The organism is Rhizobacter sp. P1_G5 (genome assembly GCF_056405435.1).
In genome coordinates, this window is sequence record NZ_JBFUCB010000294.1 from 1 (window position 1) to 7,231 (window position 7,231).

Genomic DNA, 7,231 nt, shown 5'->3' on the forward strand with positions numbered 1-7,231 from the left:
GAGTGCGTGTGCAGCGCCGAGTGCGCGACGGCCGCGAAGGCAGCGCCCGCGGACTCATGGGCTCACTGTGCCGGCCGAGCACTTAATGGCGACTTAGCGCGCACCGCATTCCGTGCGATCCCCCACGACCCGGGGGACTGGCCGCGGCATCTTAAGGCTCGACTAACTCTCGGCTTTGCACAGTGCAGGCATGTCGAACATCAGACTCATTGCCGCACTGATCGCCTGCGGTGCGCTGTGCCCGCCGGCTGCACACGCCGACGACGAGCCCGTGGCGCCCGCCGCCGCCGAGCTGCCCTCCGACGAGAGCCTGGAGCAATCCGGCGCGGTCATCGGCGAGATCCGCATCGACAACCTCGACATCTTCGACACGCGGCTCCAGGAGGAGGACAACGCCGCGTTCCGCCTCGCGAACTGGCTGCACATCCAGACCCGGCGCGAGACCATCGAGCAGCAGCTGCTGTTCAAGCCCGGCGAGCGCTACAGCGCGCGGCTGCTGCGCGAATCGGAGCGCACGCTGCGCGCCAACGGCTACCTGCGCGATGCGGCCATCCGGGTGACTGCCGTGCACGACGGCGTGGTCGACATCGTCGTGGCGACGCAGGACGTGTGGACGCTGAAGCCCGGCGTGTCGTTCGGCCGCAAGGGCGGGCGCAACAGCAGCAGCATCGGCATCCAGGAGACCAACCTGCTCGGCCGCGGCAAGCAGCTCGGGCTGGACATCCAATCGGGCGTGGACCGCACGTCGAAAGCCCTGACCTACCAGGACAGCCAGTTGCTCGGCAGCCGCTGGACGCTGGCGGGCGAGTACGACGACAACAGCGACGGCCGCGCGCAGAAGCTCGCGCTGGAGAAGCCGTTCTATGCGCTCGACACCCGCAGCGCCGGCGGCCTGTCGCTCAGCAACGAGCGCCGCATCGACTCGGTGTATTCGCAAGGCCAGGTCGTCAACCAGTACGACGTGTCCGCCCGGCATGCAACGGCCTACACCGGCTGGTCTGACGGCCTGCGCGACGGTGCCGCGCTGCGCTGGACGGCCGGCCTGACCTTCGACGAGCAGCGCTATGCCGCGCTGCCGGCGCTGGGCAGCGCGAGCGTGGCGCCGGACGGGCGGCGCCTGCTGTACCCGTGGATCGGCGTCGGCTGGATCGAGGACCAGTTCATCGCGACGCACAACCAGGACCAGATCGGCAAGACCGAGGACATCGCGCTGGGCTGGAACGTGCGCGCCCGGCTCGGCGCGACATCCAGCCGGCTCGGCTCCGACCGCACGGCCGGTGTGTTCGACACGGGCTTCTCCAAGGGCTGGATGCCGGACCCGTCGCAGACGTGGCTGCTGGCCGGCACGGCCGAAGGCCGCGTCGAGCGCGAGGGGCTGAGCGGCAGCCTGTTCAAGCTGTCGGGCCGCTGGTACCTGCGGCAGTCGGCGCAGCGCACGCTGTTCGCCGGCATCGGCATCGACCGCGGCGTGCGGCTCGACCCCGACCAGCAGATCACGCTCGGCGGCGACACCGGCTTGCGCGGCTACCCGCTGCGCTACCAGAGCGGCAGCGGGCGCTGGCTCGCCACCATCGAGCAGCGGGCCTATTCCGACTGGTTCCCGTTCCGGCTGTTCCACGTCGGCGGCGCGGTGTTCTACGACATGGGTCGCACCTGGGACGGCGTGCGGCCGGGCGATTCGGCCCAGGGGCTGCTGCGCGACGCCGGCGTCGGGCTGCGCCTGGGCAACAGCCGCTCGGGCCTGGGCACCGTGGTGCACGTCGACGCGGCCTTCCCGATGGACGGCGACAAGTCGATCAAGAAGGTGYAGTTCATCGTCGAGGCAAAACGCAGCTTCTGACTGCTCGAGTCACTGCTTAAGTCACCTCTAAGGCCGGCAAGCGCAGCATGTCGGCCCCCATGGACAACTTCCACCTCTTCGAGCTGATCAACGCACCGGCAGAGCCCCACCCGACGCGCCTGCTGCTGGCCTTGATCGTCGCGCGCTGGCTCATCTGGCTGCTGCCGCCGGCGCTCGGCATCCTGTGGCTGCGCGCGAGCCACGACACGCGGCGCGAGTTGCTGCACCTAGTCGTCGCGGCCGTGTGCGCGGTGGCGATCGCCGAGCTCGTGCGGCATGCGTGGCCGCACCCRCGGCCGTCCGCGCTGCGGCTCGGTCACCACCACCTCGCGCACGCTGGCGACTCGGGCCTGCCCAGCGACCAGGTCACGGTGGTGTGGGCGCTGGGGCTGGCCGCCTTGTGGACGCAGCGGCTGTCGGTGCTGTGCTTTCCGCTGCTGGCCACTGGCTTGCTGCTCGGCCTGGGGCGCGTCTACGTCGGCGTGAATTTTCCGTACGACATCCTGGCGGCGCTGCCGGTGGCGCTGGCCGGCGCGCTGGCCGCGTGGGGGCTGCGGCACCTGCGAGCCCGCTGGCGCAGGATGCGTGCATGAGAGTCCTGTTGATCGAAGACGATGCGATGGTGGGCAAGGCGGTGCACCGCGGCCTGGTCGACGCGGGCTTCGCGGTCGACTGGGTCACCGACGGGCGCGCCGGCGAACTGGCGCTGGGCAACCGCGTCTACGACGCCGCGATCCTCGACCTGGGCCTGCCGAAGAAGGACGGCATGGCGGTGTTGCACACGCTGCGCAACGCGCACAACTCGGTGCCGATCCTGATCGCCTCGGCGCGCGACACGGTGCGCGACCGCATCGACGGGCTGGAAGCCGGCGCCGACGACTACCTGCTGAAGCCCTTCGACCTCGACGAACTGGTGGCACGCATGCGTGCGCTGGTGCGCCGCCACATGGGCAGCGGCACACCCTTCCTGGAGGTCGGCTCGCTGATGCTGGATCCGCTGCGCCGCCAGGTGATGCAGGCGGGCGTCGAGGTCGAACTCTCGCCGCTCGAGTTCTCGGTGCTCGAGGCRCTGATGCGCCGGCCCGGCGCGGTGCTGTCGCGCGAGCGCCTGGAAGAGGCCGTCTACGGCTGGGGCGAGGAGGTGATCAGCAACGCGATCGAGGTGCACCTGCACAACCTGCGCAAGAAGCTCGGCGCCGCGGTGATCAAGAACATCCGCGGCGTCGGCTACCGGGTGACGGAGGGCTGATGCACTCGATCGAACGCTACCTGCTGGCCTGGCTGATGGGCGCGCTCGCGCTCGGCGGCCTGCTGGTCGCCATCGTCACCTACCTGGTCACGCTGGACGAGATGAACGAGGTGTTCGACGCCGACCTGAAGAACGTGGCCCAGTCGGTGGCGCGCTACCACCGCGCCGCCTACGACGCGCGCCGCCACGACGCGCTGGTGCTGCCCGAGCGCAGCGACACGCCCGAGGACGTCGAGATCGTCACGCTGACCTGGACCGCCGACGGCGAGCGCGTGTACGCCTCGGACCCGCGCGTGAAGCTGCCGTTCTCGCGCACCGAGGGGCTCGCGCGGCTCGACGTCGACGGCGAGGCCTGGATCGTCTATTCGAGCGTGGCCGCCGACGGCATCGCGCAGGCGGCGCAGCGCGTCTCGCAGCGGCACCAGATGGCGGCCGAATCGGGGGCCAAGGTGTTCCCGCCGATGCTGGTGCTGGTGGTCGTGGTCGGCGGGCTGCTGCTGTTCGGGCTGCGGCGCGGCCTGCAGCCGCTGGGCGATACGGCGCGCGACGTGGCGGCGCGCAGCGCCCGCTCGATGCTGCCGATCGCCACCGACGGCGTGCCGCGCGAGATCAAGCCGCTGGTGCTGTCGATCAACGACCTGCTCGGCCGGTTGTCGGAAGCGTTCTCGGCGCAGCGGCGCTTTCTGGCCGATGCGGCGCACGAGCTGCGCACACCGGTGACCGCGCTGCGCCTGCAGGTGCACCTGCTGCGCCGCTCGGACAGCCCGGCCGCGCGGCAGGATGCGCTGGACGAGCTGGAGCAGGGCGTGATCCGCTCGGAGCGGATGGTGCAGCAGCTGCTGGCGGTGGCGCGCTCGGAGCCCGATGGCGAGACGATGCGCGTCGAGCAGGTCAGCCTGGACGACCTGGTGCGCTCGGTGGTGTCGGATTTCGCGCTGAAGGCGGAGCACCGGCGCATCGACCTCGGCGCGCAGGTCGGCGCCGGCCTCGCGGCGCAGGCCGATGCGCACCAGCTGCGCGTGCTGCTCGACAACCTGGTCGAAAACGCGCTGCGCTACACGCCGGCCGGCGGCGTGGTCGACGTCGAGGCCGACCTGCAGGACGGGCGCCCGCGCCTGCGCGTGATCGACAACGGCCCCGGCATCCCGGCGGCCGAACGCGAGCGCGTGTTCGACCGCTTCTACCGCGGCGAGGACGCGCAATCGCTGGCCCCGGCAAGCGGCGGCAGCGGCCTGGGCCTGGCCATCGTGCGCGCCATTGCGGAGCGGCATCACGCGAACGTCAGCCTGCACACGCCGGCACGACATGGCGGATTGGAAGTCCGGGTCGTGTTCTCCCAACTTCACGGAGCCTGAGATGAACATGCCCGCCAGCTGGTTTCAATGGGCCCTGCTGTCGGCGGCGTTCGCCGCGCTGACGGCGATCTTCGCGAAGATCGGCATCCGCGGCGTCGACTCCGACTTCGCGACGCTGGTGCGCACCAGCGTGATCCTGGTCGTGCTGGCCGCCTTCGTCATGGCGACCGGCAAATGGTCGAACCCGCTCGCGCTGCCGGGCAGGACCTGGTTGTTCCTGGTGCTGTCCGGCCTGGCCACCGGGGCGTCGTGGGTCTGCTACTTCCGGGCGCTGCAGATCGGCGATGCGTCGCAGGTGGCGCCGGTCGACAAACTGAGCCTGGTGCTGGTCGCGGTGTTCGCGTTCGCCTTCCTCGGCGAGCGGCCGAGCCTGCGCGAATGGGCCGGCATCGCGATGGTGGCGGGTGGGGTGCTGGTGCTGGCGATCAAGCGCTGAAATGCGATCCCGAGGCGCATCACCTGACCACCTTGCTCATTGGGTCAGGTGATCGAACACGGCTTCCACCATCAGCGCGAAAGGCACGCTGTGCGAGCCGTGAATCTGTTCGCCATGAGCCAGGATGAGGATTCACGAGCTTCGAAATGAATGCCTTCTTCGTTGACCTATCGGGTGGTTCTCACTGCGCCAACCTCTTGATCAACCGATACATGAACTCCCGCCCGTCGTACAACTGCTGCACGCCGATGTGCTCGTTCAAGCCATGCACCCCCGTGTTGAGCGGATCGGCGAACAGGCCCGACACGCCATACATCGGGATGCCCACTTCACGAAAGTGACGGCTGTCGGTGGTGGACACGCCCATCGTCGGGATCACCGGCACGCCGGGCCACAGCTCGGCGCTCACCGCCTCAATGGGGCCGATCACGTCGGGCCGCAGCGGCGAAGCGGGCGCCGTCGCTTCACCCTCGCGTGTCAGCGTCACCTTCAGCTTGGGGCCGGCGATCTCGGTGAGCTTGCGGGTGACGAAGCCCAGATCCTCGTCGGGCAGCATCCGGCAGTTGACGCTGGCCTTGGCGCTCTGCGCCAGCGCGTTGGGTGCGTGGCCGGCGTTCAGCATCGTGGCCACGCACGTGGTGCGCAGCAGCCCGACGATGCTCGACACCTTCGACAGGCGGTCGATGGCATCGGGGGCCGGGCTGGCCTTGGCCATCTCCCGCATGTCGCTGGCCATCTGGCCGGACTGCAGCGCCGCACTGCGCTCGAAGTAGAGGCGAGCCGCATCGTTCAGCCGCACCGGGAACTGGTACTGCCGCAGCCGCGTCAGCGCCTCCGCCAGGTCGTAGATGGTGTTGTCCACCGTCGGCCGCGCGCTGTGTCCGCCGGGGCCGGTCGCCTCGAACTCGGCCTGCACGTAGGTCTTCTCGGCGATCTGCACGATGTGCGAAAGCGGCTTGCCGTCCTTCAGTTCGCCGCGCCCGCCCTCGTTGATGCCGAACTCCGCCTCCACCCATGCGCGCCGGTTCTTCAGCAGCCAGCTGGCCCCGTTGGCGGGGGTGTCGCCTTTCTCCTCGTCGGCCGTGAGCGCCAGGACGATGTCGCGGTTCGGCGCGAAGCCTTCTTTCTTCAACTGCCCCAGCACCGAGACGAAGATCGACGCCATCGCCTTGTCGTCGATGCTGCCGCGGGCGGTGAAGGTGCCGTCCTTCTCCTGCAGCTTGAAGGGGTCCGTCTTCCAGTCGCTGCGCTTGGCCTCGACCACGTCGACGTGGGCCAGCAGCAGCAGGGGCTTCTTCGCACCGCTGCCCTTGTAGCGCGCCACCAGGTTGCCCTTGCGCGGGAAGGGCGTGATCACCTCCACCTCGGCGGCCGTGAAGCCGGCGTCGAGCAGGCGCTTGTGCATGGCCTGCGCCGCCACGGTGGTGTCGCCCTCCGAATCCGTGGTGTTGATCTCGACCAGCTCCTGGTAGATGGAGCGGAACAGTTGCTGCTGCGCCGTCAGGTCCGCCGCATCGGCCTGCGCGGCAAACAGCGCCAGCGCTGCGGCAAAGGGCAGGGCAGCTCGCTTCATCCGCATGGCTTGTCCGTACATCGGGTTCACTCCTTGTCGGTCACTTGATGCGGCCATCATGCCTTCATCGCCGCGACGAGCCAGTCCAGCTGGCCACGGACGCGCGCGGAGGTGAGGTGGTCGAGGTAGTCGCGCGAGCTCACGATCTGGCCGTCGCGCACCCGGATCACGAAGATGCCGGGAATCGAGAACGGCTCATCCGCGCCCTCCACGGTCCCCTGGTACTCGAACTCGGCGATGATGACTTCGGGGTCCTTGGTCTCGTGGATGACGATGTTGGTCGCCTTGCGGTTCAGCCGCGGGCTGGCATCGTTGGGCCGGAAGTGTTCGCGCAGCTCGTCCCGGGTGCGCAGGGCGGGGGCGCGAAGCGGGTGAAACGGGTGCACGACGTCGGTCTGCTCGGCATAAAGGTCGGGCAACTCATCCCAGCGGCCCTCCGCGACGCCGTTGACCAATGCGAGGAACACTTCTTTCGGGGTGAGGGGCGGGGGCATTCGATTCTCCGTTTTGTTCACCATGATGTCGAAATCGCCGGCAGTCGCGCATCGCGGAGGTGAAACTGCGGAGTTCGCGATGCCGTGGTGTGCAGCCTGCTCGGCGGCTGGAGAACTGGTGCAATGGTCGAGCGGTAGGCGCATGCAGCGCCGGAGGCGCCGCTCTGCAATTGGACGCGTTCTTTGGCTACGCCGGAGATCGGGGCTCCTGGCAAACAACGCCAAGCCCTTGATCGTATTGGTAGGCCGTGCTGGGCTCGAACCAGCGACCAAAGGATTATGAG

Annotated in this window: 7 protein-coding genes; 5 read left to right on the plus strand and 2 right to left on the minus strand. The window is 69.1% G+C overall.

The window, feature by feature from the left end:
• Positions 1-190 precede the first annotated feature (190 nt).
• The 5 genes from AC1D12_RS19450 to AC1D12_RS19470 are packed head-to-tail and all read left to right on the plus strand — an operon-like array spanning position 191 to position 4,880.
• Positions 191-1,840, plus strand: coding sequence for a BamA/TamA family outer membrane protein (locus AC1D12_RS19450; protein WP_477842328.1), 1,650 nt, complete (start codon positions 191-193; stop codon positions 1,838-1,840).
• A gap of 47 nt (positions 1,841-1,887) precedes the next feature.
• Positions 1,888-2,433, plus strand: coding sequence for a phosphatase PAP2 family protein (locus AC1D12_RS19455; RefSeq protein ID WP_477842330.1), 546 nt, complete (start codon positions 1,888-1,890; stop codon positions 2,431-2,433).
• On the plus strand, positions 2,430-3,089 hold the full coding sequence (locus AC1D12_RS19460) for a response regulator (RefSeq protein ID WP_477829434.1): 660 nt from the start codon (positions 2,430-2,432) through the stop codon (positions 3,087-3,089). The genes AC1D12_RS19455 and AC1D12_RS19460 overlap by 4 nt, the downstream gene beginning before the upstream one ends.
• A complete protein-coding gene (locus tag AC1D12_RS19465; protein ID WP_477842332.1) occupies positions 3,089-4,444 on the plus strand; it encodes a sensor histidine kinase in 1,356 nt (451 codons plus the stop codon). Before AC1D12_RS19460 ends, AC1D12_RS19465 begins: the two co-directional genes overlap by 1 nt.
• Before the next feature lies 1 nt (position 4,445).
• Entirely contained in the window at positions 4,446-4,880 is a 435-nt protein-coding gene (locus AC1D12_RS19470; RefSeq protein WP_477842334.1) for an EamA family transporter, read from the plus strand.
• A 181-nt stretch (positions 4,881-5,061) separates the two neighbouring features.
• Here AC1D12_RS19470 and AC1D12_RS19475 read toward each other — a convergent pair whose 3' ends face one another.
• Together AC1D12_RS19475 and AC1D12_RS19480 are read right to left on the minus strand one after the other, a co-directional pair.
• Positions 5,062-6,474 carry a M20/M25/M40 family metallo-hydrolase gene (locus tag AC1D12_RS19475; RefSeq protein ID WP_477842336.1) on the minus strand — a complete coding sequence of 471 codons (1,413 nt, stop codon included), beginning with the start codon at positions 6,472-6,474 and terminating at the stop codon, positions 5,062-5,064.
• A 35-nt stretch (positions 6,475-6,509) separates the two neighbouring features.
• The coding region (locus tag AC1D12_RS19480; RefSeq protein ID WP_477842338.1) for a nuclear transport factor 2 family protein at positions 6,510-7,231 on the minus strand (722 nt) is incomplete at its 5' end.

Excerpts from the sequence above, each read along its gene's own strand:
- AC1D12_RS19470 (WP_477842334.1), top strand. The coding sequence starts at position 4,446 with ATGAACATGCCCGCCAGCTGGTTTCAATGGGCCCTGCTGTCGGCGGCG.
- AC1D12_RS19475 (WP_477842336.1), bottom strand. The coding sequence starts at position 6,474 with ATGTACGGACAAGCCATGCGGATGAAGCGAGCTGCCCTGCCCTTTGCC.
- AC1D12_RS19465 (WP_477842332.1), top strand. The coding sequence starts at position 3,089 with ATGCACTCGATCGAACGCTACCTGCTGGCCTGGCTGATGGGCGCGCTC.